General features: G+C 29.2%; 24 protein-coding genes and 2 pseudogenes. 14 read left to right on the forward strand and 12 right to left on the reverse strand.

What is annotated here, in order from left to right:
• Window positions 1-76 precede the first annotated feature (76 nt).
• From PF022_RS03815 to ruvC, 6 genes are all read right to left on the reverse strand, one after another.
• Window positions 77-1,360, reverse strand: coding sequence for an adenosylmethionine--8-amino-7-oxononanoate transaminase (locus tag PF022_RS03815; RefSeq protein WP_271021550.1), 1,284 nt, complete (start codon window positions 1,358-1,360; stop codon window positions 77-79).
• A gap of 9 nt (window positions 1,361-1,369) precedes the next feature.
• On the reverse strand, window positions 1,370-2,752 hold the full coding sequence (locus PF022_RS03820; protein ID WP_271021700.1) for a cation:dicarboxylate symporter family transporter: 1,383 nt from the start codon (window positions 2,750-2,752) through the stop codon (window positions 1,370-1,372).
• 110 nt (window positions 2,753-2,862) lie between these two features.
• Window positions 2,863-3,264 (reverse strand): hypothetical protein, encoded by a 402-nt coding sequence (locus PF022_RS03825; RefSeq protein WP_271021551.1) that lies wholly within the window; start codon window positions 3,262-3,264, stop codon window positions 2,863-2,865.
• Window positions 3,265-3,324: 60 nt separating this feature from the next.
• Window positions 3,325-3,966, reverse strand: a complete 642-nt coding sequence (locus tag PF022_RS03830; protein ID WP_271021552.1) for a DsbA family protein — start codon at window positions 3,964-3,966, stop codon at window positions 3,325-3,327.
• 2 nt (window positions 3,967-3,968) lie between these two features.
• Window positions 3,969-4,598 carry an FAD-dependent thymidylate synthase gene (gene thyX, locus PF022_RS03835; protein ID WP_271021553.1) on the reverse strand — a complete coding sequence of 210 codons (630 nt, stop codon included), beginning with the start codon at window positions 4,596-4,598 and terminating at the stop codon, window positions 3,969-3,971.
• Window positions 4,599-4,606: 8 nt separating this feature from the next.
• Window positions 4,607-5,086, reverse strand: a complete 480-nt coding sequence (ruvC, locus tag PF022_RS03840) for a crossover junction endodeoxyribonuclease RuvC (protein ID WP_271021554.1) — start codon at window positions 5,084-5,086, stop codon at window positions 4,607-4,609.
• 108 nt (window positions 5,087-5,194) lie between these two features.
• Between ruvC and dnaA the strand changes: the two genes are divergently transcribed.
• The 7 genes from dnaA (at window position 5,195) to PF022_RS03875 (ending at window position 13,264) form a co-directional block, all read left to right on the forward strand.
• Window positions 5,195-6,487 carry a chromosomal replication initiator protein DnaA gene (gene dnaA, locus PF022_RS03845; RefSeq protein ID WP_271021555.1) on the forward strand — a complete coding sequence of 431 codons (1,293 nt, stop codon included), beginning with the start codon at window positions 5,195-5,197 and terminating at the stop codon, window positions 6,485-6,487.
• 149 nt (window positions 6,488-6,636) lie between these two features.
• Entirely contained in the window at window positions 6,637-7,710 is a 1,074-nt protein-coding gene (gene dnaN, locus PF022_RS03850) for a DNA polymerase III subunit beta (RefSeq protein ID WP_271021556.1), read from the forward strand.
• Between the two features lie 24 nt (window positions 7,711-7,734).
• Window positions 7,735-10,050, forward strand: coding sequence for a DNA topoisomerase (ATP-hydrolyzing) subunit B (gene gyrB, locus PF022_RS03855; protein WP_271022833.1), 2,316 nt, complete (start codon window positions 7,735-7,737; stop codon window positions 10,048-10,050).
• A complete protein-coding gene (locus PF022_RS03860; protein ID WP_271022834.1) occupies window positions 10,050-10,424 on the forward strand; it encodes a DUF262 domain-containing protein in 375 nt (124 codons plus the stop codon). The genes gyrB and PF022_RS03860 overlap by 1 nt, the downstream gene beginning before the upstream one ends.
• A gap of 215 nt (window positions 10,425-10,639) precedes the next feature.
• A complete protein-coding gene (locus PF022_RS03865) occupies window positions 10,640-11,767 on the forward strand; it encodes an HNH endonuclease family protein (RefSeq protein ID WP_271022835.1) in 1,128 nt (375 codons plus the stop codon).
• 38 nt (window positions 11,768-11,805) lie between these two features.
• The gene (locus PF022_RS03870) at window positions 11,806-12,720 is read left to right on the forward strand and encodes an SAM-dependent methyltransferase (protein WP_271022836.1); all 915 of its coding nucleotides are present in this window, start codon (window positions 11,806-11,808) and stop codon (window positions 12,718-12,720) included.
• Window positions 12,707-13,264: a restriction endonuclease gene (locus PF022_RS03875; protein WP_271022837.1), complete on the forward strand. Its 558-nt coding sequence runs from the start codon at window positions 12,707-12,709 to the stop codon at window positions 13,262-13,264. The genes PF022_RS03870 and PF022_RS03875 overlap by 14 nt, the downstream gene beginning before the upstream one ends.
• 14 nt (window positions 13,265-13,278) lie before the next feature.
• Here the strand turns inward: PF022_RS03875 and PF022_RS03880 are convergent, their stop codons facing one another.
• From PF022_RS03880 to PF022_RS03905, 6 genes are all read right to left on the reverse strand, one after another.
• Window positions 13,279-13,434 (reverse strand): hypothetical protein, encoded by a 156-nt coding sequence (locus PF022_RS03880; RefSeq protein ID WP_271021559.1) that lies wholly within the window; start codon window positions 13,432-13,434, stop codon window positions 13,279-13,281.
• Between the two features lie 105 nt (window positions 13,435-13,539).
• Window positions 13,540-14,913 (reverse strand): anaerobic C4-dicarboxylate transporter, encoded by a 1,374-nt coding sequence (locus PF022_RS03885; RefSeq protein WP_271021560.1) that lies wholly within the window; start codon window positions 14,911-14,913, stop codon window positions 13,540-13,542.
• Window positions 14,914-14,983: 70 nt separating this feature from the next.
• The gene (gene plsY / locus PF022_RS03890; RefSeq protein ID WP_271021561.1) at window positions 14,984-15,631 is read right to left on the reverse strand and encodes a glycerol-3-phosphate 1-O-acyltransferase PlsY; all 648 of its coding nucleotides are present in this window, start codon (window positions 15,629-15,631) and stop codon (window positions 14,984-14,986) included.
• Between the two features lie 133 nt (window positions 15,632-15,764).
• Complete coding sequence (gene rlmN, locus PF022_RS03895; protein WP_271021562.1) at window positions 15,765-16,808, reverse strand: 23S rRNA (adenine(2503)-C(2))-methyltransferase RlmN; 1,044 nt, start codon at window positions 16,806-16,808, stop codon at window positions 15,765-15,767.
• Entirely contained in the window at window positions 16,798-17,343 is a 546-nt protein-coding gene (locus PF022_RS03900; protein ID WP_271022839.1) for a phosphorylase family protein, read from the reverse strand. The genes rlmN and PF022_RS03900 overlap by 11 nt, the downstream gene beginning before the upstream one ends.
• On the reverse strand, window positions 17,340-17,588 hold the full coding sequence (locus PF022_RS03905; RefSeq protein WP_271021564.1) for an RNA-binding S4 domain-containing protein: 249 nt from the start codon (window positions 17,586-17,588) through the stop codon (window positions 17,340-17,342). Before PF022_RS03905 ends, PF022_RS03900 begins: the two co-directional genes overlap by 4 nt.
• A 123-nt stretch (window positions 17,589-17,711) precedes the next feature.
• On the opposite strand from PF022_RS03905, the gene PF022_RS03910 reads away from it, so the two are divergent.
• The 7 genes and pseudogenes from PF022_RS03910 to PF022_RS03940 all read left to right on the forward strand — a co-directional run bounded on the left by PF022_RS03910 (window position 17,712) and on the right by PF022_RS03940 (window position 25,575).
• Window positions 17,712-18,917: an argininosuccinate synthase gene (locus tag PF022_RS03910; RefSeq protein ID WP_271022840.1), complete on the forward strand. Its 1,206-nt coding sequence runs from the start codon at window positions 17,712-17,714 to the stop codon at window positions 18,915-18,917.
• A 174-nt stretch (window positions 18,918-19,091) separates the two neighbouring features.
• Window positions 19,092-19,912 (forward strand): annotated as a pseudogene (locus PF022_RS03915) (DNA adenine methylase).
• 3 nt (window positions 19,913-19,915) lie between these two features.
• Window positions 19,916-20,517 (forward strand): annotated as a pseudogene (locus PF022_RS03920) (type II restriction endonuclease).
• A 136-nt stretch (window positions 20,518-20,653) separates the two neighbouring features.
• Window positions 20,654-22,057, forward strand: coding sequence for a GspE/PulE family protein (locus PF022_RS03925; protein ID WP_271022841.1), 1,404 nt, complete (start codon window positions 20,654-20,656; stop codon window positions 22,055-22,057).
• The gene (locus PF022_RS03930; RefSeq protein ID WP_271022842.1) at window positions 22,054-23,247 is read left to right on the forward strand and encodes a type II secretion system F family protein; all 1,194 of its coding nucleotides are present in this window, start codon (window positions 22,054-22,056) and stop codon (window positions 23,245-23,247) included. Before PF022_RS03925 ends, PF022_RS03930 begins: the two co-directional genes overlap by 4 nt.
• Window positions 23,248-23,331: 84 nt before the next feature.
• A complete protein-coding gene (locus PF022_RS03935; RefSeq protein WP_271021571.1) occupies window positions 23,332-23,661 on the forward strand; it encodes an ArsR/SmtB family transcription factor in 330 nt (109 codons plus the stop codon).
• A 9-nt stretch (window positions 23,662-23,670) separates the two neighbouring features.
• Window positions 23,671-25,575, forward strand: coding sequence for a heavy metal translocating P-type ATPase (locus tag PF022_RS03940; RefSeq protein WP_271021572.1), 1,905 nt, complete (start codon window positions 23,671-23,673; stop codon window positions 25,573-25,575).
• Window positions 25,576-26,117 lie beyond the last annotated feature (542 nt).

Consider the following 26,117-nt stretch of genomic DNA (forward strand, 5'->3'; position numbering starts at 1 on the left):
AAATGCAATAAAAGTAACACGATGATTTTTAAAATTGTATAAATTATAGTTAAATTATATTTAACTTTTTGTAATTTTATTGAAAAGTTTCAAAAATACACTTTAGATTATCAAAAACGAACAATACCTCATCTTTAGTGATTACATAAGGTGGCATGAAATAAATGGTATTTCCAAGTGGTCGTAACAATAGCCCTTTCTTAAGCCCTTTGTTAAAAACCTCTAAACCTTTTCGCTCATTGACAAACCCAACAATATCAAAGGCTAATACCATACCACAACGCCTAAGATTCTGTATAAAATTAAATTCCAAAAGCTCTTGTGCCTTCTCCCAAATAAAATCACTTAGAATCTTGTTTGCCACTATTACATTATCTTTTTCAAAAATATCTAGTGTAGCATTTGCACATGCGCACGCAAGAGCATTCCCAGTGTATGAATGAGAGTGCAAAAAAGCCTTATTTTCATAAAATGGTGCATAAAAAATATTATAAACTTCATTCTTTAACAAAACCACAGATAGAGGTAGATACCCACCACTAATGCCCTTACTAAGGCATAAAAAATCAGGAGTTACACCACACTGCTCAAATGCAAACATGCTTCCAGTTCTACCAAACCCAACTGCTATTTCATCAAAAATGACATAAATTCCATATTTTCTACACAAATTTGTTGCTTCTTTTACAAATTCTGCATTATACATATTCATTCCACCAGCACATTGTATTAGTGGTTCAAGAACAAATGCAGCTATTTTATCTTTATTTTCTTTTAGTGTATTTTCTAATTCTTCTAATGATTCTAAATAGAAATCTCCTCTTGGTGCTTTTATTTTTATACTTTTGCATAAAAGTGGCTTGTAAGATTCATTATAAATTCCAATATCCCCTATGGATAATGCACCTATTGTCTCCCCATGATACGCATTTTGTAACGATATAAATGAATTTACATTTTTATCTTCAAATCTCTTAGCAGCAAATGCCATTTTTAATGCAACCTCAATAACACTTGAACCATTATCAGCATAGAAACATTTATCAAATGAATAATTTGTCAATTTTATTAATCTTTTTGAAAGAGTTATTATTGGTTCATGTGTAAAAGTAGCAAAAATAACATGCTCTAATTTATCTACTTGTTCTTTTAATTTTTGGTTTATGTAAGGATTACAATGCCCAAATATATTTACCCACCAACTTGATATACAATCGATATATTTTTCTCCATTATAACCATACAAATACACTCCACTAGCACTTTTTATAGGCACCAATGGGACATTTTTTTCAAAGTCATGCATTTGCATACAAGGATGCCAAATATATTCCAAATCTTCTCTAACCAAACTATCCATTAAAAATCCTTAAGAATTATAAGTATCCTTATTAAGTGCATTTAGATTCTTGTCTGTTAAAATAGCCGAAGTCATAGCACCAGATACATTGCTAGCAGTCCTTGCCATATCAACTATTGGATCTACTGCTAAAATCAAAGTAAGATACACAAAATACTCACCAAAGCCTATTCCTGTAAGCATGATTGAAGCTGCCATAGTTGCAGATCCCGGAACACCAGCGATTCCTAAAGAACCCAAAATTGCAATTAAAATAACCATCACAACAAATGTTAAATCAATATCAATTCCAATACAATATGCAATAAACACCGCAGAGAGTGCAGGAAAATATCCAGCACAACCATTTAGTCCAACCGTCGTTCCAATGGAAGCTACAAAGTTTGACACTGAAGAGCTAACTCCTAGCTTGTTTTGTAGCGTAGAAATAGTAAGTGGCAATGTCCCAACTGATGAACGAGAGCTAAAGGCAAAAAGCAATACAGAAAATGACTTTTTAATATACACAAAAGGATTTAGTCCATTTATCCCTAAAAGCACACAATGCACAACAAACATAACCATCATTGCAACATAAATTAATGCAATAAATAATAAAGCTATTTTAATTGCTTCAAACCCATTTGATACAACCACATTTGCCATCATGCACAAAATTGCATAAGGCATAAATGAAATAACAAAGCTAGTAATATTCATAATAATACCATGTAGTGCAAAAATAAATTTTTCAAAAACTTTATATGAGATTCTGTCATTTTGTTTTTGCAAACTTCTAGCACCAAACCCAATAAAAAACGAAAAAATTACAATTGCAATTATATTCTCACTAGTCATGGCCTTAGCTATATTACTAGGTATTAACCCAAGTAATATATCAGTAATGCTTAGCACATCTCGAATCTCTCTATTTCCAATTTGTATATCAAATCCACTACCAAGCTCAAAATACCAACCAAGTAAAAGCCCAACACACGCTGCAATAGCAGTGGTAAAAAGTATCCAAAACAAACTATATAAGAGTAAAGAAGCAACCTTTATATCTTTGGAGAGATTCATAACTACTTTAATAATAGACACGCTTATAATAGGTATTACAAGCATTTTGATAAATCCAATAAAAGCAGTTGAAACAAAACTAAACCATGTTTTAACTTCATTAAACCAAATTATTTCTTTAGCGCTTTTTACATCTGGATACCCAGCTAAATACTGCAAAACAAACCCAAGTACCAATCCAACAAAAAGTGCAAAAAGCATTCGTATTGAAAAGCTAATATTATTTTTATACATTTTATAAATTACAAAAAATATAACAAATAAAAACCCTAAAGTAACGATTGTTTGCAATTGAGATAATATTAAAAAAGATTCTACAAACTTCATAACAATACCTTAACATAAATAAAGAGAAAAATTTTAGGAAGTGAAGTTATAAAAAAAGTTCTTAAGTGAGACTGAAATTATAAAAGAAAATAGCAATGAGTTAAAAACTCATTGTATTAATATGCTCTAGGAATGCATTTCCACTCTATTTCTTTAGCAACAAGCTCCATATTTTGTGGTAATTGTGTTTTAGGATCTATTGCTTGAGAATTACTATCGTTATATGCATTATATCCACCATGTGGAACTGCCTCAACCTTTACAAACTTGCCAATAGTCAAATCTTTAAAACTACCATATATATCTTGCCCAAAAGCACCACAATCATCACCTTTAATTTCTGTATAAGGCAACACTTTTATAACTAACTTACCACCATTCATGCTAGATAGTGTTATAGTCTTATTTGCATTATCTACAGCACTTATTTGTCCATTGACATCAAAATCAAAATCAGCAAATGATAAACTACCACACATACACACACCTAAAACCATTGAAAGTAATTTCTTTTTCATAAATTCTCCTTAATAAATTTATGATGTGATTTTAGATTCTATTTATAAAGCAAGTGTGAATTATTTTTTCTCCAATAAAGAATCTATTTTAAAAATTAAATCTTCAGTACTTGAAATATTTTTTGTTACTATCATATATTTACCATTTACTATAAAGCTTGGCACACCTTGAAACTCTGCATACTGCATAGAATCACGCCATTTTTTTAGAGTATTTTGTGTATTTTTATCCTTTAGAATCTTTTTGTATTCTTCACTTGAAATCCCTAAAATAGCTAATCCATCGGATAAAAACTCATCTTCAGACTGCCACTTCTTTTGCTTTGTATGCATTAGGTCAAAATAAAGATTCGTAACTTTTTTAAAGTTTGAATTATTAGATTTTGTGCTAAGTCCAGTATCTAAATCCAAATTCAAAGCCACTGCTAGAATCTCGGAAAATACTTCATGCAACCTAACACCAGCACTTAAATGATAAGGATAAAATGCAACACTATTAGGCAAAAACTCTAACACCTTTGGTAAGTCTTTATTAAAATACTCACAATGCGGACAACCGACATTGAAAAGCTCTATTACACTATTTTCTGTATTTTTTATGGGATTCTTTAAGATAATATAGTCTTCACCTTCTTTTAAATCACCAGCAAACAAAACACCAAAACTTAAAATTCCTAAAAACAAAACTTTAAACAACTTCATTATTAATTCTCCTTAGTAATACAATTTTCAAAAATAAACTTATGCTCTTGTGGTAGTTTCTCAAAAATATTTTGTGCTAAGTTTCTAATCTCCCATAAAGCAGACTTAGAACTTCTTAAAGTTAGAAAATTTTGCAAACTTCTTGCATTGATACTCCAAGTTAGCTCTGTTTTGTAAGATTCAGGCATTGCAAATTTTGCTAAATCATTACTAATATTTACAATTAAAAGTTTGCGTAAATTTTCTAATGCCATTAAAGAGGCTTCATTTACTGCTTGATTTTCTGTAAAGACTAAGAATCTCTTAGCTCTATTTAAATTATCCTCACAAAATGGCAAAAAAGATTCTTCTTCTTTTAGTTCTTTTAGAGTATAGCGACTACTTTTTACCGATAAAGAAGCCATTCTATGTCTGGCAAGTTCTTGCAAGCAAGCCCTGCTTATACCTTGAATATAAAAAGTATAATTTAAATGTTCTAGCGTGGAGGCATGTTTAAATTTATTTCCTACTCTATCGATAAGTTCAATGTCTATTTCTCCACCATTATCACCTTTTTCAAAACTTTGCCAACAAGTTCTAATTGCATGAGAACAAATCTTTAAATCAGTGTAATTTAAAAGTGTTATTTCCATTTCGTTCCTTATTTAACATGTAATTTTAATCGTTGTGAATGAGCAATTGCAATGGCGATTGCATCTGTAATATCAAGTGGCTTTATCTCACCTTTAATCCCTAAAAGTCGCTTTACCATAAAAGCCACCTGCTCTTTTGTAGCCTTTCCATTGCCAGTTAGAGCTTTTTTAACTTGTAAGGGAGTGTATTCTGCAAAATTTCCAAGTTCTTGTAATATCTTTAAACTCAAAGCTCCCCTAAATTGTGCTAATTTTATAACACTTTGTGGATTATAAGCATAAAAAATATCTTCAATTGCAACATCATGTATTGTATGGCTTTTTAAAACTAAATCAATTCCCTCTACGAACTCTACAATTTGATGTTGTAAGATTCTTTCTTTTATTTTTATAAGTCCTGCTTCTAGTAATTTTATACCTTGATTATTTAATTCTAAAATAGCATAACCACAATTTCTGCTTCCTGGATCTATACCTAAAATATTCAATATTAACCTTAAAATTTAAGATTTGGTAGAATATTATCACAAAAAAGTTTTAGCTATAATTTCAAAATTATTCACAAATTATTCATAGGTTTTTCATAAGTTATTCACATGCATAACATATTATTAAAATTAAAAGACAAAATCACACCAGTAGAATTTGAAAACTACATACAACAGCTAACATACAACAATAAAGATTCAAGAGATGATAGGGCTGTATTTAATGTCCCTCATATGCGACTAGTTAGCTGGATACATAGAAGATATGCAAATAAAATAGCAGAAATATTTGAAGAAGAAACAGGAATAAAACCAGATGTAATAATAGAAGTGCTAGGAGCAAGCAAGAAAAAAGAAACAAGATTAAATATAAGAAAAGCACAAAATGCATCTAATTTGAATCTTTCTTTGACTTTTGATTCATTTGTTGTTGGAAATTCCAATAAATTTGCTTTTGATGTTGCAAAAGTGGTAGCACAAAATCAAGGCTCAAAATATAATCCTCTAATGATATATGGTGCTACTGGACTTGGAAAAACACATCTATTAAACGCCATAGGAAATGCAAATACAAGTGTTGGAAAAAATGTAATTTATACAACAAGCGAACAATTCTTAAATGACTTTTTAAATAACCTAAAAACAAATAATATGGAAAACTTTAGAAATAAATATAGAAAATGCGATTATTTATTAATAGATGATGTGCAATTTTTTATAGGAAAATCACAGATTCAAGAAGAATTATTTCATACATTTAACCAACTACAAAACGATAATAAACAAATAGTGCTAACATCTGATTGCCCACCAAAAGATATGGACGGATTAGAAGATAGACTAAAAGGAAGATTCACAAGAGGACTATTAGCAAATATAACTCCACCAGAATTAGAAACAAAAATAAACATAATAAAAACAAAATGTGCCACAGATGGAATCCACTTAAAAGATGACATTATAAACTTCATAGCAGCAAGCATTAATGATAATATAAGAGAGATAGAAGGCATATTAATAAAACTTAATTTCTCAATTACTCTAACAAATATGCAAGATGTAACAATAGAATTTGTCCGAGATATACTAAAAGAATATATAAAAGAGAAAAAAGAAAATATATCTTTAGAATCCATAATAGAAATAGTTGCAAAATATTTCAACATAAAACCATCTGATATAAAAGGTAAAAATAGGACACAAAGCATAGCTATAGCAAGAAAAATAACAATATATCTAGCTATAAAACTAACTCCAAATTCAACCCCAGAAATTGCAAAAGTATTTAATATGAAATCACCAAGCTCAATTAGCAAAGCAATGAAAAGCATAACAGAAGAAATAAACAAAGGCGGGAATATAAGTATAATAATAAACGACTTAAAAAGCAAAATTAAGTAATTTTTGATAAAATTTTATGAATTAATATGAATAAAAAATACAAAGTTATTCATCTATAAAATAAAGTAAAATAGGTTGTTAGAAACACTTATTCATAATTTCAACACACCTACTAATACTTCTAAATTTTTATTAATAAAGGGGACTTAATGCGTATAGTAATACAAAGCAGTGTGTTAGATAATATTTTTACATCACTTCAACCATTCTTAGACAAAAAAGATTCAAGCCAAATAACATCTCACATATATTTTGAAACACAAAATAATAAATTAATATGCAAAGCCACTGATTTTGAAATTGGATTATGCACATTTACAGAACAATTAGAAATACAAGAACAAGGAATCGCAACCGTAAATGGAAAACAAGCACTAGATATTATAAAAAGATTAAAAGATGGGGAAGTAGAACTATACACAAATAGTGAAAATGAGACATTAAACATAAAACAAAGTAAAAGCTCCTTTAAATTACAAATGTTTAACGCACAGGAATTCCCAATATTCCCAGAGTATGAATCACTACCAAAATTAGAAATAGATTCAAGCCAATTAATAAATTCTATGAAAAAAATATTCCCCGTAATAGATGTAAATAATATTAAAAGAGAACTAAATGGTGCAGCATTAGTTATAAAAGAATATTCATATGACTTTGTAGCAAGTGATACAAAAAGACTAGCAGTAATAAACTACAACAAAGCAACAGGCGGTAATGTAACTCTAATCTTCCCTAAAAAATCAATCACAGAGATTCAAAAATTATTCTTTGACAACATTGAATTATATTACAGCGAAAAAAGTGTAATTTTAAAATCACAAAATTATGTATTTTTCTCACATCTAATAAATGGAACATTCCCAGGCTATGAAAAGATAATTCCAAAAGAATTAAAAACACAAATTACAATACCAAAATCAAAAATAATAGAAGGTATAAAACTAATAAATGCAATTACAAATGATGTAAAAATAACATTTAGAAAAAATGAGATCCTATTTGAATCAATAAGCCAAGATAGTTCAGAAGCAAAAACACAAATAGATATAAATATAGATATAGAAGAAGATATTGAAATAGGTTTTAGTTCAAAACATATACTTGATTTTTTAAATTCAATAGATACAGCTGAATTTGTAATAGGATTAAACGAAACTAATGCATCTGTTGTATTGCAAAGTGAAAATTTTAAAACCGTAATCATGCCTATTATTTTATAAATTTAGAATCTATTAAGGATAAAAATGGAAAAAGAATACGCTGGAAGCAGTATCAAAGTTCTAAAAGGCTTAGAAGCTGTTAGAAAACGACCGGGAATGTATATTGGAGATACAAACATTAATGGTCTTCATCATTTAATTTATGAAGTTGTTGATAATTCTATTGATGAGGCTATGGCTGGATTTTGTGATCAAATATATATAACTTTGACAAAAGAAGGCAGTGCTATTATTAAAGATAATGGTCGTGGGATTCCAGTTGATATTCACCCAACTGAAAATATACCTGCAGCAACTGTTGTTTTAACTGTTCTTCATGCTGGTGGTAAGTTTGACCAAGATACTTACAAAGTCTCTGGTGGTTTGCATGGTGTTGGTGTATCTGTTGTTAATGCATTATCTAAAAGTTTGGTAATGACAATTCATAAAAATGATAAAGTTTATAGACAAACCTTTAAACAAGGGATTCCACAAGATGAGCTAGAAATAATAGGTAATTGTAATGATAGTGGAACTACAATAGAATTTATCCCAGATGATAGTATTTTTGAAGTTACAACTTTTCAAAGAGAGATTTTAGCAAAGAGATTCAAAGAATTAGCATACTTAAATCGTCAAATTACAATACATTTCAAAGATGAAAGAGATGATTTTGAAGAAGTTTATCACTTTGAAGGTGGATTAAATCAATTCATAGAAGATTTAAATAAAAAATCATTTATTTCTACAATTATTAGTTTTGAGGGTATGGAAAATAATGTAGAAGTGCAAATTGCATTAGCTTATAATGATGGATTTGATGAGAGAGTTTTAAGTTTTGTAAATAATATTAGAACAACTGATGGTGGGACACATGAATCTGGCTTTAGAATGGGTCTTACAAGAGCTATTACAAATTATATTGAAGCAAATGCAAATGCAAGAGAAAAAGATTCTAAAATCACGGGAGATGACATTAGAGAAGGTCTTGTTGCAGTTGTATCTACTAAGGTTGTAGATCCACAATTTGAAGGACAGACAAAAGGTAAATTAGGAAGTTCTTTTGTGCGTCCTATAGTTCAAAAACTTACCTATGAGAAACTAGCAAAATTCTTTGAAGAAAATCCAAATGAAGCAAAAGCCATAATGCAAAAAGCTCTCCTTGCAGCAAGAGGTAGGGAAGCAGCTAAAAAGGCAAGAGAGCTAACAAGAAAAAAAGAAACTTTTAGTGTTGGCACATTACCTGGTAAATTAGCTGATTGTCAAAGTAAAGATCCAAGTGTTAGTGAATTATATTTAGTAGAGGGAGATTCTGCTGGTGGTTCTGCAAAGCAAGGTAGAGATAGAGGTTATCAGGCTATTTTACCACTTAGAGGTAAGATACTAAATGTAGAAAAAAGCAGGCTAGATAAGATTCTAAAAAGTGAAGAAATTAAAAATCTAATTACAGCTTTAGGTTGTGGCATAGGAGAAGATTTTGATATTTCTAAAATACGCTATAACAAAATAATAATAATGACAGATGCTGATGTAGATGGTAGTCATATACAAACTCTTTTAATGACATTTTTCTTTAGATATTTAAAGGGAATTATAGAAGCAGGGTATCTTTATATTGCACAGCCACCGCTATATAGATTCAAAAAAGGCAAAAAAGAAATATATCTAAAAGATGAAAAAGCTCTATCAGAATATCTAATAGAAAATGGTATAGAAAATTTTGAATTTAGTGGAATTGGAACGAGGGATTTAATAGAATTCTTCAAAATTGTCGCACATTATAGAGCGACTTTGAATAATCTACAAAAAAGATTCCAGTTAATAGAAATTGTTAAGTTTTTAATAGAAAATAACAATTTAATTTCACTACAAAATACAGAGCTTCATAAAGAAATAAAGAAAAAGTTAGATTCTTTAAATTTTAATATTTTAAATGAAGTTATTAATGATGAGTTTATACATTTATATGTTCAGACAGATTCTGGGCTTGTAGATATAAAAGTAGATGACGAATTATTCTCTCATCCATTATTTACTGAAGCAAATTTCGTTTATTCTAAGATTATTGAGAGAGATTTAGGATTTTTAAATGGTAGTGATCCATTAGATATGCTAAATAATGTAGAAGAAAGTAGTAAAAAAGGTGCGTATATACAAAGGTATAAGGGATTAGGTGAGATGAATCCAGAGCAGTTGTGGGAGACTACAATGACACCTGAAAATCGCCGATTAATTAGAGTTGAGATACACGATAATGAGAGTGCTAGTGATGTATTCTCACTATTTATGGGCGATGAAGTAGAACCTAGACGAGAATACATACAAACCCACGCAAAAGAAGTTAAGCATTTGGATATTTAGTGATAGCAGAAACAAATAATTTTGAATTTATAAGAGACAATAAAACAAGAGTAATTGTTCCTTTTTTTCAAAGACCTTATGTATGGAAAAAAGATCACTGGAAGCAATTACTGAGTGATTTAAAAGATAGTTTTAAAGAAAATAGAAGTATTTTTTTAGGCTTTATTATTTTGAAAGAAAATGATAAAAAAATTTACTCTATTATAGATGGACAACAAAGACTTACTACTTGTTCGATTTTAATTAAGATTTTGTATGATTTTTTAGAGCAAGAACAAAGAGACGAATTAGATTTAAGAAATTATCTATTTGATAAAACAAATATAAAAATTAATCATTCAAAGCTAGATAAAAAAAATATGAAAAAATTATAACAGGTGAAATTATTGATATCAAAGAAGAAAAGGGAATTTTTGGTTGTTTTAATTATTTCAAATCAGAAGTTGAGAGATTAAAAAAAGAAATTAATTTATATGAATTTGCAAAATTTATTACAAAAGAAGAAAATAAATTATGGGTTATTATATATTTAGATGAAAATGAAGATGAGCAAAAAATATTTGATTCTATAAATTCCAAAGGACAGAGATTGTCTTCTACTGATATTATAAAAAATGCTTTATTTGATAAGATTATAAAAATTACAAACGAAAATAAAGCTATGGAGTATTACCAAGATTACTGGAATAATGTATTTGATAAAGATGAGGCAACACAAGAATTTTGGAATAAAGAAGTTGAAACCGGTAGAATTAAAAGAAGTAGAAGCGAGATACTTTTGCATTCTTATGCTACTATAAATGGTATTTTTAAAAGTGAGCATAGTTTAAGCCATTTAAGTTCATTGTATAAAGAGCATATTAAAAATTTAGATGAAAATAAGCTAAAACAAATACTAAAAGAATTAAAAGATTATTCAGAAATATATCGTGATTTTCCAGATATAAATAAAGAAACTACTTTCAAATATGAAAAATATGAATTAAGATTTTTTCACATAATAAGTGTTTATAACATTAATACAATTTTGCCTTTAGTGTTGTTTTTAAAAAATTTATTAAATCAAAAAAAGAGTATTTATAAAGAATGTCTATATTTATTAGAAGCATTGATTGTATGTAATATTTTATGTAATGTCAGTAGCAAGGATTATAATAAGTTTTTTCCACAAATTATTGAAAAAATTAAAGGAAAACAAGATAATGATGTAATAGATAGCATAAAAGAAGCAATTTGCGAAAAATACAAAGATAAAGAAAGTTTTGATAAAGATAAAATAAAAAGTAAGCTTAAGTGCATAAAAAATAACAAGAAAGCAACTTTAATTTTATTTTGGATTGAATTATATAAGCGAGAACAAAAGAAAGATTATAAAGATGATACTTCATCTCTAGAGTATAATTATACTCTAGAGCATTTATTACCGCAAAGTTGGGAAACACACTGGAGTGATATTATACAAGATGAAGAAGAAGCTAAGGAATTCATATACCAAATAGGAAATATGACTTTATTGAAAAGCAAACTTAATTCTACTTTACAAAATAATTCTTGGAATAATAAGCTTATTCGTATCGATGGTAAGGTTAATACTGATTTATTAATAAATAAAGAATTAGAAGATAAACTTTGGACTAAAACTGAAATAGAAAAAAGAACTTCAAAATTTATAGATGATTTTTTTAAAATTTGGAATGTAGATTTATTTGAGATTTAAAAAATGTAAAATTAATAAATAAAATATAGGGTTTTTTTATGAGTTTAAAATATGTTAATGGTAGAACTATGAAGCAAAATCATAGCAATGTTTTTGACGAGTATTTTACGAAGCCAGAAGTTTCAAAAATGCTTTTTGAAAAAACTAAAAAAGTTATTTCAAAATATGAAAATATTAGTAAATATACTTGGGTTGAACCAAGCGTTGGTGATGGTTGTTTTTATAGCATTCTTCCAGAAAATAAAATAGGTATAGATATAAATGAAACACAATTTAATACGATTCAATGTAATTATTTAGAATTTGAATTACCTAAAAAACCAATTATTGTAATTGGAAATCCACCTTTTGGTCATCGAGGAGTTTTAGCTTTAGAATTCATAAAACATTCTAAAGGAGCTGATTTTGTAGCTTTTATTTTACCTATGTTTTTTCAGAGTTTAGGTAAAGGTTCTATTAGATATAGGATTAAAGATTTTAATTTATTGTATGAAGAATCTTTGCCAAATAATTCATTTTATCTTAGTAATGGAAAAGAAAAAGATGTGAAATGTTGTTTTCAAATTTGGAGTAAAAATTATAAAGATGAAAAAAATGAATTTAGTTGGTATAGACAAAAAGAAAAGCAAGAACCATTTTCTGATATTTTAAAAGTTGTAACAGTTTCATTAGCAAAAAATAGAGAATGTGGCAAAGAATGGATTTTTAATAAAAAAGCAAATTTTTATCTTTCATCTACTTTTTTTAAAGAAAATTCAGTAGTAAAAGAATTTTCTGAAGTTAAGTATAAAAGTGGTGTGGCAATAATTTATAATGAAAATTCTAATAAACAAGAACTTGATAAACTTTTTTTGAATGCTGATTGGAAAAAATATAGCTCACTTGCTACTAATGGTTGTAGACATATAGGAAAATCACATATATTTCAGTTACTTAAAGATGAGGGTTTTTAATTTGAGAGATATTTTGTTAAAAATCATAGAAAGTAAGTATAATGAATTAAATAAATATAAACAAAGTGGTATATTTGATAAGATTCAATATTTTGAAGGAAATGCTATAGGGCAGATAGGAGAAAAATTTATAAAGGAGATTTTTATATATAATAATATTCCATTTGATAATGTTGAAAAAGAAACAATACATGATGAATTTGATTTATTATCAAATGGTAAAAAAATAGAAATTAAAACAGCAAGAAAAGGTTTAAAAAATAATACCTTTCAATTTAATGGAATAAATCCAAAGTATAACTATGATTATATTATTTTATTAGGTATTACATATGATGATGTGTATTACCACATAGTAGATAAAAAGCAAGATTACATTTATAATCACTCATTAAGGAAAGAATTTATTAAAATTAATAATAAAGATAAGCAATTAGTGCAAATGAATCCAGGAAATTCTGTTAATTATAAATTAACATTAAGTATAAATGATTTAAAAAATATAGATAGTTTAATTGATGATATCCAAATTTTTAAAATATAAATTAGATTCTTGTTTTAGCATTTTAAAAATTCTTTAGCAATATAATAGCTCATTAATGGTGGGACTGCGTTGCCAATTTGTGCATATGCAAAAATAATCTCAAATCCAGCTTTAATAAATTCTAAATCAAGCCAACTACAACCATAAAAAAGACTAATTACACTCTTCAAGCAAGTTTCTTAAAGATTTTATTAAAATTTGTATATTGATAGTAAAAGAAAATATAAAAATATTTTAAAAAAGAATTGCTAGAGGGATAATCCTCTAGTTTAAAATTATAGATATCCAGCAATGCCAGCTATAATATATCCAAATACACAAGAGCTAAATACTCCTATAAGTCCAGGTAATATAAAACTATGATTAATTACAAATTTACCTATTTTTGTAGTGCCAGATCTATCAAATTGAATCGTAGCAAGGTCACTAGGATAAGTTGGCAATATATAATAGCCATAACAAGCAGGTGCAAAAGCAACAATCACAGCAGGATGCACCCCAATACCAAGTGCTAATGGCACAAATGCAGCAATAGCAGCAGCTTGAGAATTAACAAATTTTGAAATAAGTAGAAGCATGATTGCATATGTCCATGGATAATGTTGCACTATCCCTCCTAATGCTTCTTTCATCATTGGAGTGTGCACTGCAAACATTGTATCAGCCATCCATGAGATTCCAAATACTGCAACAAGAGCTATCATACCTGATCTAAAAATTTCATTTTTTCCTATTTTTCCAGCATCTACATCTGTAAAAATTAATAGTGCAGATCCAGCTAAAAGCATGAATATCTGTATTACAGAAACCATACTCATAGCTTTACCATCAAACTCGGGTCTTAAATTTGGGAAAGCACCAAGTAATGCAACAATAACAATAGCAGCTAAAAATATCCACATAGCAAGCCATTGTTTTGCAGGTAATTTTTCTCCAAGAAGAGTTTTAGAATCTCCATACACATATTTTTTAAATTCTTCATCTTTTAATTTTGCTTGGAATTCTTCATCTTTGTCTAAGTCTTTACCTCTAAACCAAGAATAGATTCCAACACATAATACACCAAACAATGTAGATGGAATTGTAATTTTTAATAAATCAATATATCCATCAAATCCAGCTAATGGGTGATTTGAATTTAATAATAATGCTGTTAATGATACAACTGCTACTGATACAGGTGAAGCAATAATGCCCATTTGAGATGATATTGATGAGGCTGCCATAGGTCTTTCCGGTCTTATACCATTTTTAATAGCAATATCATAAATAATTGGCATCATTGTATAAACAACATGTCCAGTTCCGCAAAGAATAGTTAAAAATGTAGTAACAAATGGTGCTAGGATTGTAAGAAATTTTGGATTTCTTCTTAGAATCTTTTCTGCTATTTGTAGCATTACATCTAATCCACCACTAGCTTGTAAAGTAGCACTAGCAACAACAACTGCTAAAATTGTAAGCATAACATCAATTGCAGGTTTTCCCGGTTTAACCGCAAAACCAAATGCAAGAACTAATAAACCTATACCACCAAGCAATCCAAGTGCAATACCACCCTTCTTTGCTCCATAAAATAAACAAATAAGCACGACTACAATTTGTATTGTAAATTGCGTCCCTTCACTTAAATTTACTAATAAATCCATAACCCCTCCTTAATCTTTATGGAATATTTTATTTTATCACAAATGTTATAGTTTAAGGAGGATAGTTAAGTTATATTATTTTACTTTCTTTTTTTTGTATTAATCTTACTATATTTGGTATATGTTTATAAAATATTATAAAAGCTATTATTACTAAAGGAGTGTGAGTTTCTATATATGGCACTTCAGGGTGGATTATAAAACTAGAGCTAACACCAATTAATACACCAAATAATGAAGCTATAGAGGATATTTTTAGTATTTTACCAACTATAAACCAAGTTACAAGTCCAATTAATGCTTCTAGCGGTAAAAACATAGCAATAACACCAACTCCAGTAGCCACACCCTTACCACCTTCGAATCTCAAAAATGGTGAATAACAATGTCCAAGAACAGCTAATAGTGCTATAAACCATTGAGCTTCGTAAGTAAGTCCCAAATATCGTGCTATTGCAATTATTATTATTCCCTTTAGTGCATCACTTATTATAGTGAGTATTGCTATTTTTTTTGCGATTTCTGGTTTTGTTTCTTTTAATACTCTTAAAACATTTGTAGCTCCTATACTACCACTGCCATGTTCTGTTATATTTATTTTTCCAAATATTTTGCCATATATCAAACCAAATGGAATCCCACCAAAAAGATATGCTATTAGATAGAAGATTCCATTAATGCTAGTAAAAAAATCGATAACGAATCCTAATAAAGCCATATTACCTCTTTTTATGTTTCATGTGAAACAATTATTTTTTGTATGCTTGATATAGAAAATATCCCATACCAACTATAAATACGAAAGTTAAAAATACGAGCATTATTATATCTAAGACTTGCATTATTTTCCTTTATAGTGTTTTTTCTCTTTCTCTTAGTTGTCCGCATGCAGCTGATATATCTAGTCCCTTGCTTTCTCTAATAGTGCATAGAAGTCCTTTTTTTAGTAAATATTCTCTAAAAGATTCAACCTTTTCTTTACTTGGGCGTTTGTATTTGCTACCTTCATGAGGATTGAAATATATTAGATTAACTTTAGCTTTTATCTTATTTAGTAATGCTACTAATTTTTTAGCACTATCTAATCCATCATTTAAACCATCAATCATTAGATATTCAAACATAACCCTTTTTCTATTATCTATTGGAAAGTTTGCTATTTCATTTATTATAGATTCTATATTATATGCTTTGTTTATTGGCATTAGTTCTGTTCTTAGTTCATCATCTACGGCATGTAGTGATATTGCTAGTTGCACACCTAAATTTAACTCACCAAGTTTTTTAATTTTTGGAGCTAGTCCGCTTGTAGAGATTGTTTGTCTTCTTACAGAAATATCAAGCCCATTATTATCCTTTAGAATCTCTATACATTTTTTTGTATTTTCTAAATTATCTAGTGGTTCGCCCATACCCATATAGACTATATTTACTGCTTTGTTGCTAGGAATATTTTGAATCTTTTTTATAAAGAATACTTGATATACCATTTCTCCAGAATCTAGATTCCTAATAAACCCACCTTTAGCAGTTAGACAAAAGCTACAACCAACTTTACAGCCTATTTGCGATGATAGACATAGGGTGTATTTATCTTCTTTCATTTTTAGAAATACAGATTCATATGTATAATTATCTTTAGTTCTAAAGAGATATTTAACGCTACCATCTTTACTTTCTTCAAACTTCACCATATCTACTAATTTAGTAGTGAAATTTTCTTTTAAATACTCTCTTAGTTCTTTTGGGAGGTTTAGCATATTATCAAAGTTGTCTTCATATTTTGTATATAGCCAATTATAAATTTGCTTCGCACGAAATTTATGGAATTTTGATAGAGATTCTTCTAGCTCTTGTAATGTGAGAGAAAATATATTTTTCTTTTCATTTGGCATTTTTTGACCTTATGTATTCTTCTAAATTTTTCATTGCTTGTTTGTGATTGTTTAGGAATTCTTTGTGCGAATCTTTATGTATATGATTTGTTATACAAAATATCCCTAATGCTGGAATGCTAAATTCCTTAGCCACAGATAGAATGCTAAAAAACTCCATATTTTCGTATCTGATACCCATTTTAAATAATTTTTGTGCTAGGTTTTGATTGGTGCTTATGTAATTACTGCAATTTACTATGTTTAGGAGTTCTTTTGTTTCATGTGAAACATTTTCTAATGTGATATAGTTATCAGTTGGTGTGTATGAATCTGAAGTTAAAAATGATAACTCTATATTACTAGCACTTTGGGATTCAAATATATCTAATAACTTAGCACTATTATCATAAGCCCCACAGCTTCCTATAAATACTATTTCTTCTGGCTTATCATGCATTATAGATCGGACAAGATTTATAGTACTATTTACTAATCCTACTCCAATGGGCTTTGCAAATGCAAAACTTTCGATATTACCAGCACAATAAATCATAGCTTCTCTCTATAATATAGATGAGATTCATTTTTCTTTATTGTTTTTGTTTCTGGGATTTTTAGCACTTCATAGAATCTAGATTTCTCTAAAAATGCAATTTCAATTATATCTCCAACTTTCACATTTCTACTAGCTTTTATAGCTATACCATCTATCTTTACTACGCTATTTTCTATCATATCTTGTGCTATTGTTCTTCTTTTAGTTATATTTACAGCATTTAAAAACTTATCAACTCTCACAAATAACCTTATTTTTTGATTTATTCTACATAGTTTTGGCTTAAATATGGAATTAAGAGGCTTAATAATCTTGTAATAGCTTTTTTCTTATAATCGTTCGAATCTTAAGGCTAAGGAGAAGTTATGAAAGAGATTAAAAAAGTAGTTTTAGCATATAGCGGGGGGCTTGATACAAGCGTGATTTTAAAGTGGCTTGGTGATACTTATAATTGTGAGGTAGTAACATTTACAGCAGACATCGGACAAGGAGAAGAGGTAGAGCCTGCAAGAGCAAAGGCACAGAAGCTCGGCATAAAGAATGAAAATATCTTTATTGAAGATTTGAGGGAAGAATTTATTAGAGATTTTGTGTTTCCTATGTTTAGGGGAAACACCATTTATGAAGGAGAATATTTACTTGGCACGAGCATCGCACGACCACTTATAGCAAAAAGACTAGTTGAAATTGCCAAAAAAGTAGGTGCTGATGCAATCTCTCATGGTGCCACAGGCAAGGGAAATGATCAAGTGCGATTTGAAATAGGTGCATATGCACTAAACCCAGATATTAAAGTCATCGCTCCTTGGAGAGAATGGGATTTAAACAGCCGTGAAAAGCTCCTAGACTATGCAGAAAAAGCAGGAATAGAGATAGAAAAGAAAAAGAATAAATCTCCTTATTCAATGGACGCAAATTTGCTTCACATCAGCTATGAAGGGCAGATATTAGAAGATCCAAATGTCGCTCCTGAAGAGGATATGTGGAGATGGTCTGTAAGCCCTAAAAATGCACCCGATAAGCCTACAATTATCACAATAGAGTTTAAAAATGGCGATGGTGTGGCAATCAATGGAGAGAAGCTAAGTCCAGCAGAGTTTTGGGCAAGACTAAATAAGCTTGGTGGTGAGAATGGAATCGGACGCCTTGACTTAGTAGAAAATCGCTATGTGGGAATGAAATCTCGTGGCTGCTATGAAACTCCGGGTGGCACAATCTATCTAAAAGCACATCGTGCAATAGAATCTCTATGTCTTGATAGAGAGGAAGCACATTTAAAAGATTCTCTAATGCCAAAATATGCCGAGCTTATTTATAATGGATATTGGTTTAGCCCAGAGCGAGAGGCACTACAAGCACTCATTGATAAAACGCAAGAAAAAGTTGAGGGTATAGTAAGACTAGAGTTATATAAAGGTAATGTAACAATTCTAGGGCGTGAATCTAAAAAATCCCTCTTTAATGCTGCATATAGCACCTTTGAAGAAGATTCTGTCTATAACCAAAAAGATGCTGCAGGATTTATAAAGTTAAATGCGTTGAGGTTTATAATTGCGGGGAAAGCAAGATAGAAAAGTTAAGGAAGTAAATTGACTTTATTAAAAAATTATGCAGATTGTCTATTTAATGATTTTTTATTTACTAAAGAAATTTTTTTAAAAAATTTAAAAGGTAAAAGTTTAACTTATAAACGCTACACAAAAAGCCCACTGCGTTATGGTGGGGGTAAATCTTTAGCCGTTGGGATGATAATAGAGAATTTTCCAAATAATGTAAAGCGTGTAGTTAGCCCATTTATTGGTGGGGGTAGTTTAGAAGTAGCGTGTGCTTTGGAATTAAATTTAGAGGTTTTAGCCTTTGATATTTTTGATATTTTGGTTAATTTTGGCAGGTGTTAAATAAAGATTCTAAAGCACTTTATGAATCCTTGGAGAAGTTAGAACCGACAAAAGAAACCTATGAAAAAATTAAAGATGAACTAAAACTTTATTGGAATGAAAGGCATAAAAATCCACAAAATAAGCCTCAAATTAATCTAGATTCTATCACTTTTGCAAGAGATTATTATTTTAATTTTAATCTTAGTTATGGTCCTGGATTTCTAGGATGGATGAGCAAGATTTATGAAGATAAAAATCGCTATTTAAACACCTTGGAAAAAATTAAAAACTTCAAAACACAAAATCTAAAAGTAGAATGTAAAAGTTTTGAAAAAGTTTTTAGAGAATATCCAAACGACTTTTTCTATTGTGATCCGCCTTATTTCTTAGAAGGAGATTCTAAGATGTTTAAAGGAAACTATCCTATGAGAAATTTTCCTATTCATCATAATGACTTTAATCACGAACTTTTGGCAGAGTGTTTAAAGAATCACAAAGGAAAATTTATTTTAAGCTACAATGATTGTGAATTTGTGCGAAAAGCCTATAAAGACTTTAAGATTCTAGAGCCAAAATGGCAATACACAATGGGACAAGGTGAGATTAGAATCGGTAAAAATCGCATAGAACGAGGTGATGATAATAATATAAAGCAAAGCCACGAGCTTTTAATTATAAAGGAGTAAGTAATGAAAATAAGTGAGGTAAAAACTGCTTTAAAATCGCTGATGTTGAGTTTGTAGAGGGTAGCACAAAACTTAATTTTAATTATTTAAAAGAGCTAAAAAATGAAAATGGTGAGCCACTACCACAAAAGATTCTAACTGATAATGTAGCTAGGGTATATTTAATTGTTGTTAATGGAGAGATTAAGAAAATTGGTGGAAGTCAAGCAAATGGAGGAATTAAAAGCACTTTAGAGATTTATAGAGATGGTGGAGTAAAAGGGCGTCCTAGCATACGCAGTTTTGGTGTGTGGTATTTTTTGTATTATACGATTTTAGAGGGTGCAAAAATAGAATTTTATATGATTTACCAAGAAAATTTTGAAAAAGAAATTAAAGGTTTATTTGGAACTAAATTAGTGCAAAATGCGTATATTTCATATAAACTTATAGAACAATGTTGCATTGATGATTATTTGAAAGAAGAAAATGGAAAATACCCAGAATGGAATGTGCAAGAGCAAGGAATGGATTGGCCACTAGAAATCAAAAATGAACACGCAACATTGCAACAAAACGCACAAAATAGAGAAAAGAAAGTGAATAGAAAAGAGGTTAAAAGATAATGCAGTAATGAGCTATTCTAGTTTATATTTATTGCAAATAGTTACAAATATCTTTTATAAACTACAAAAAGCTTTTTAATTATTTACTTGATTTGATTTGACATGTTACAATCTACCTAAACTCTAAAGGATAAGATTGATACAAGGTCTAAATGTAGATTCTGCACTTAGTTTAAGCGTGTTGCAAATGCAGTATTTTGGTGTTGTGATTGTAAAAATAGAAGACTCCAAACTAAGCATAGTAACCACAGAAAAAAGCGAGAATCTAGATTCTTTTAAAGCATTACACAAAGATAAAACTTTAGAGATAAATACAATAAATGAAGATAGTTTTAATAGCTTAATAGAATATCTACAGGTAGAAGAGCAAATAAACAAATATAAATCTTCCATGCTACAAGAAATAAATGATGAAATCACACAAGATGGCACTTCTAGTGCTATGAATCTCTTAACACTTATCTTGCAAGAATCTATCTATAAAAATGCAAGTGATATACACTTTGAAAAAGATATGAATAACATGCGTATAAGGCTTAGAGTAGATGGAATCTTAATTGATAGATTTTTGTTTGAAGAAGTTTGTTTTGCACCACTTTCTTTATGTTTGAAGCTAATTGCAAACCTTGAAATAACTGAAAATAGCGTAGCACAAGATGGGAGATTCTCCTTTAATCTTAAAAGAAAAAATGGAGAAAATAATGAGTTTGACTTTAGAGTCTCAACTTTACCTCTAATAGATGGCGAATCAATAGTTCTTAGAATCTTGGACAAAAATAAGACAATATTAACGCTAGATAATCTTGGGTTTTGTGAATCTCAACTGCAAAAATTGGAGTATCTATATAACTTGCCATATGGGCTAGTTTTAGTTACAGGTCCTACAGGAAGTGGGAAAAGCACGACTTTATATGGAATGCTAAATATAATAAAAAATAAGAATCTAAAAATAATCACAATAGAAGATCCAGTAGAATATAGACTGCAAGAAATATCTCAAGTTGCCATAAATCATAAAGTAAGCTTTAGCAATGTGTTAAGGAATGTATTAAGACAAGATCCAGATGTGATAATGATAGGTGAAGTAAGAGATAAAGAAACGCTAAAAATAGCTATACAAGCAGCATTTACAGGGCATTTAGTATTTGCTACTCTTCATACAAATGATTCTTTAGATGCTATTTCTAGGATATTAGAGCTTGGTTTAGAGCCTTATTTTATATCACAGGCATTAAGTGGGATAATCTCTCAAAGGCTAATTAGAAAACTATGTACTTGCAAAGAAAAGACAGATATAGGATTTATAAAAAAAGCATGTCAAAAGTGTAGTTTTACCGGGTATAAAGATAGAGAAGTAATCGCTGAAATATTATTAAACGATGAATCTTTGAGTGATTTTATAAATGGGAAAATAACAAAAAGTGAGCTATTAGAAATAATAGAGGCAAAACATGAGAACTTCTCTCTAACAAGCCAAGCAATGCTGAAAGTAAAGAGTGGTATAACTGATATTGATGAGGTTTATAGGGTTGTTAAATGATTTTTTATATCACCTATAAAAAAGATGGTAAGTTAAAATCCAAAAAAATAAAATGTGATAGTTTTGAAGCATTAGATATAACATTAAGTAAAGAGCAAATAAAGCCAATAAAAATAGAAACAAAAGAGAGTATATTTAATAGATTTATAAAACTAAAACCAAGCACAAAAGAAATGATAAATATGTTCTATCATATAAAGCTTGGATTAAAGGCAAAATTACCATTCAATAAAATACTAAGCGATACGCTAGATGGGACAAAAAATAAAAAATTACAATTACAAATACAAAGAATCTTGCTTGGACTAAATGCTGGAAAATCGTTGCATATGTGTTTTGTTGAGGCAAAATTTAGTGATTTTATATGTTCTATGATAGATATAGGTGAGAAATCTGGGAATTTACTATCTTCTTTGGAATTTATAATTTTGGATTTCAAAAACAAAGCAAAAAATACAAAGCTTTTAAAAAAGGCTATTTCCTATCCTGCATTTGTTTGTGTTGTTATGGCATGTGTGTTTTTGGCTATTACTATTTTTGTTTTGCCACAATTTGAATCCTTGTTTTTGAGTATTAAAGGAGATTTGCCTTTTGCTAGTGTCAGCTTATTATTTATGAGATTCTTGGTTTTAGAATATGGAATCCTTATTGCAGTAATTTTTATTATTATTTATATAATAATAAAAATATTTTATCAAAAGTCATGTTTTGTAAGAGAAAGATTGTCTTATTTGTCTTTAAAACTACCATATTTTGGAGCGGTATTTTATTATTATGAAAGTGTGAAATTTTTCCTTAGCTTTTATTGGACTTATAAGAGTAAAGTGAAACTAGAGGCTGCATTAAGCATATCTATACAATCTCTAAATAATGAATATTTAAAATCAAAGTTAAATAGTGTGTATATAAGTGTAAATAAGGGGTTTAGTCTCCAAGAATCTTTGCTTAAATTAAATATATGGGATAGCCTAACAAAGCAACTTCTAAAAAGCAGTAAAGATGAAGATGGGTTTATAGAGAGTATAGAGCTTATTTTGGAATTGCACAAAGATGAGTTAGAAAGCAAGGCAGAATCTTTACTTAGCATAATAGAGCCATTTATGATTTTTGTCTTAGGATTATTGGTTTTGTGGTTGGCACTTGGCGTATTTTTGCCACTTTGGGAGTTACCTAGTCAGATACAAATATAGATTCATTGGCATTTAAGAATATAATTATTAATATTTGAACATATGAATATTTGTTCATATATAAATTTATTTTAAAGAAATATAATGCAAACAAGAGATGAAATTTTAGAAAAAGTAGCAAATAATCTACCAAAGGAAGAATTGTTATACGAGTTAGCAGAGCTTTTTAAAATATTTGGTGATTCTTCTAGGATAAGAATCCTATCGTTATTAAGCAAAGAGAAGTTATGCGTAAGTGAAATTTCAAAAATATTAAATTTGTCTAATTCTGCAATATCTCATCAATTAAGAATCTTACGTCAAGCAAGGCTTGTTAGATACCAAAAACATGGCAAAGAAGTCTATTATGAACTTGACGATGATCATATAGAAAAGATATTTGAGCAGGGATTAGAGCATATTCAAGAGGTGTAAGGAATAGTAATGGAAGGCTGTTGTAATAGTGGTTGCTGTGGTGGCAAGAAAGAAAGAGCTAGTTATAGGCAGATATTATTTATAGCAAGTTCGACTATATATGTATGCACTTTAGGCATAGATTTTATGAAGCTAGATGTGCAAGAGTTAATTTTGAGTGCTATATATTTATTTTGTTATTTTGCTTTGGGTTATGAGATTTTAAAAGAGGCATTCTTAGGGCTTGTTAGGAAAGAATTTTTTAACGAAAATAGTCTTATGGCTATTGCTTCTATTGGTGCATGGATTATAGGCGATGGTGCAGAGGCTGTTGCTATTTTGCTTTTTTATCGCGTTGGAGAGAGTTTAGAATCTCTAATAGTAGAAAAGTCCAAACAATCAATAAGAAACCTAAGTTCTCTAAAAATAGAATCAGTAAAGATTCTACAAAACAATGAAATACAAGAAAAAGATCCAAAAGATATTAAAATAGATGATATTTTAGTTGTATTAGCAGGAGATAGAATCCCTGCTGATGGTGTGATTATAAAGGGTGAGAGTAGTATTGATAACTCTGCATTAAATGGTGAATCTCTACCACAAAGTGTAAAAAGTGGTGATTCTTTGCTATCAGGTGGGATAAACTTGGAGGGCACATTACATATAAAGGCTACAAAAAGTTATGAAGATTCTGCGTTTTCTAAAATTATAAAGCTAATTGAAGAAGGTCAAGCACAAAAAAGCAAAAGTGAAGAATTTATAAGAAAATTTGCTAGACTTTATACCCCTATAGTTACGCTCTTAGCATTGGGTATCGTCATTTTCCCTACTTTGTATGAAGTTTTATTTTTAGATTCTGTGTTTTTAGAGAGTTTTAAAACATGGCTTTATAGAGGGATAATCTTTCTTGTCGTATCTTGTCCTTGTGCACTTGTTATATCTATACCACTTACATTTTTTGCCTCACTTGGAAGGGCGAGCAAAGAAGGTATTTTAATCAAAGGTTCTAGCTATTTAGAAACTCTAAATAGTGTAAATGCGATAGTATTTGATAAGACTGGGACGCTAACAAAAGGTGAGTTAAGAATAAAAGAAATATATCTATATTCTAAATATGATAAAGAATTTGTATTAAAAATAGCAAAATCATTAGAGAATAATTCAAATCACCCAATAGCAAAAGCAATACAACTATCGCAAATAGATGAGATATTAAATATTGATAATATAAAAGAGAGTGCAGGGGGCGGTATAAGTGGGACTTATAATGGTGTAAATGTAGCAGTAGGAAATGCAAGATATATAGAGTCCATAATACAAAAAAACATAGAAGTTAATACAGATTCAAAATGCCAAGTATTTGTAGCGTATGATTTAGAACTAATATGTAGCATAGAGCTAGAAGATGAATTAAAAAATGAAGCAGTAGAATCTATAAAAGAGCTTCAAAGCTATGAACTCTATATGCTAAGTGGAGATAGAGAGAATATAGCAAAGGAAATTTCTAATATTGTTGGGATTAAAAATTATTATGCAGAATTATTGCCAAGTGATAAAGTTACACATTTAAAAAGCATAATAAAAGAGCAAAGCAAGAATCATAAAAGAACCATATTTGTAGGAGATGGGATAAATGATGCACCATCTTTAGCCTTAAGTGATGTTGGAATTGCAATGGGTAAAGGCAGCGATGTAGCACTAGAGGGAGCTGATGTAGTTATTTTAAACGATGATTTAAAAAAGATTCCAAAGCTTTTAAAAATAGCTAAAAAAACACGCACAATCCTTTGGCAAAATATAATCTTTGCATTAGGGGTTAAAGCAGGAATCATGATTTTAGGTGCATTTGGTGTGGCAAATTTATGGGTAGCACTTTTTGGTGATGTGGGTGTAGCACTCCTTGCACTATTAAATGCAATTAGAGCTATAAGGTAATTTAGTAGTTGCAATATTTAGACTAACAAGATATAGCCTTTGTAGTATCACACTGGAGTGTTTTGCGTTTATTACAAGGCTTTATCTTTTGTTATTGTGAGATTTACACTCCCACTTCTGTCATTATAGAATTAACCATCTTTTTATCTTGTCATTGCAAGGAGGTTTTGTCAATCAAGCATACAAGCAAAGTTATCCATTGGTTGCTAAAGCAACCTATTCTTTGGAACAAGCACAGCACAAATCCATTTACTAGAGTTTTAAGATAGATGCAACTTTAGCTTTTCATAAGCTCTTTTAAACTCCTCCTTTTACTATTGTAAAATTAAATCCCTGCTTAAAGTATTAATAAATTTGTAATTTAGAAACAAACACACAAGAAAATTAAAAAATTAAAGAAATATTTAACCAAAATATATTCATAAATGTTATATTTATTTTAATTTTTAAGACAAAGGAGATAATAATAATGATAGAGCTTATAAGAGAATATTGCACTAAACAATATGAAATTACCATAGACTTGTCCTATTTGCAAAAAA

The sequence above is a fragment of the Helicobacter sp. WB40 genome, from assembly GCF_027859275.1.
In the GTDB taxonomy this organism is placed as follows: domain Bacteria; phylum Campylobacterota; class Campylobacteria; order Campylobacterales; family Helicobacteraceae; genus Helicobacter_D; species Helicobacter_D ibis.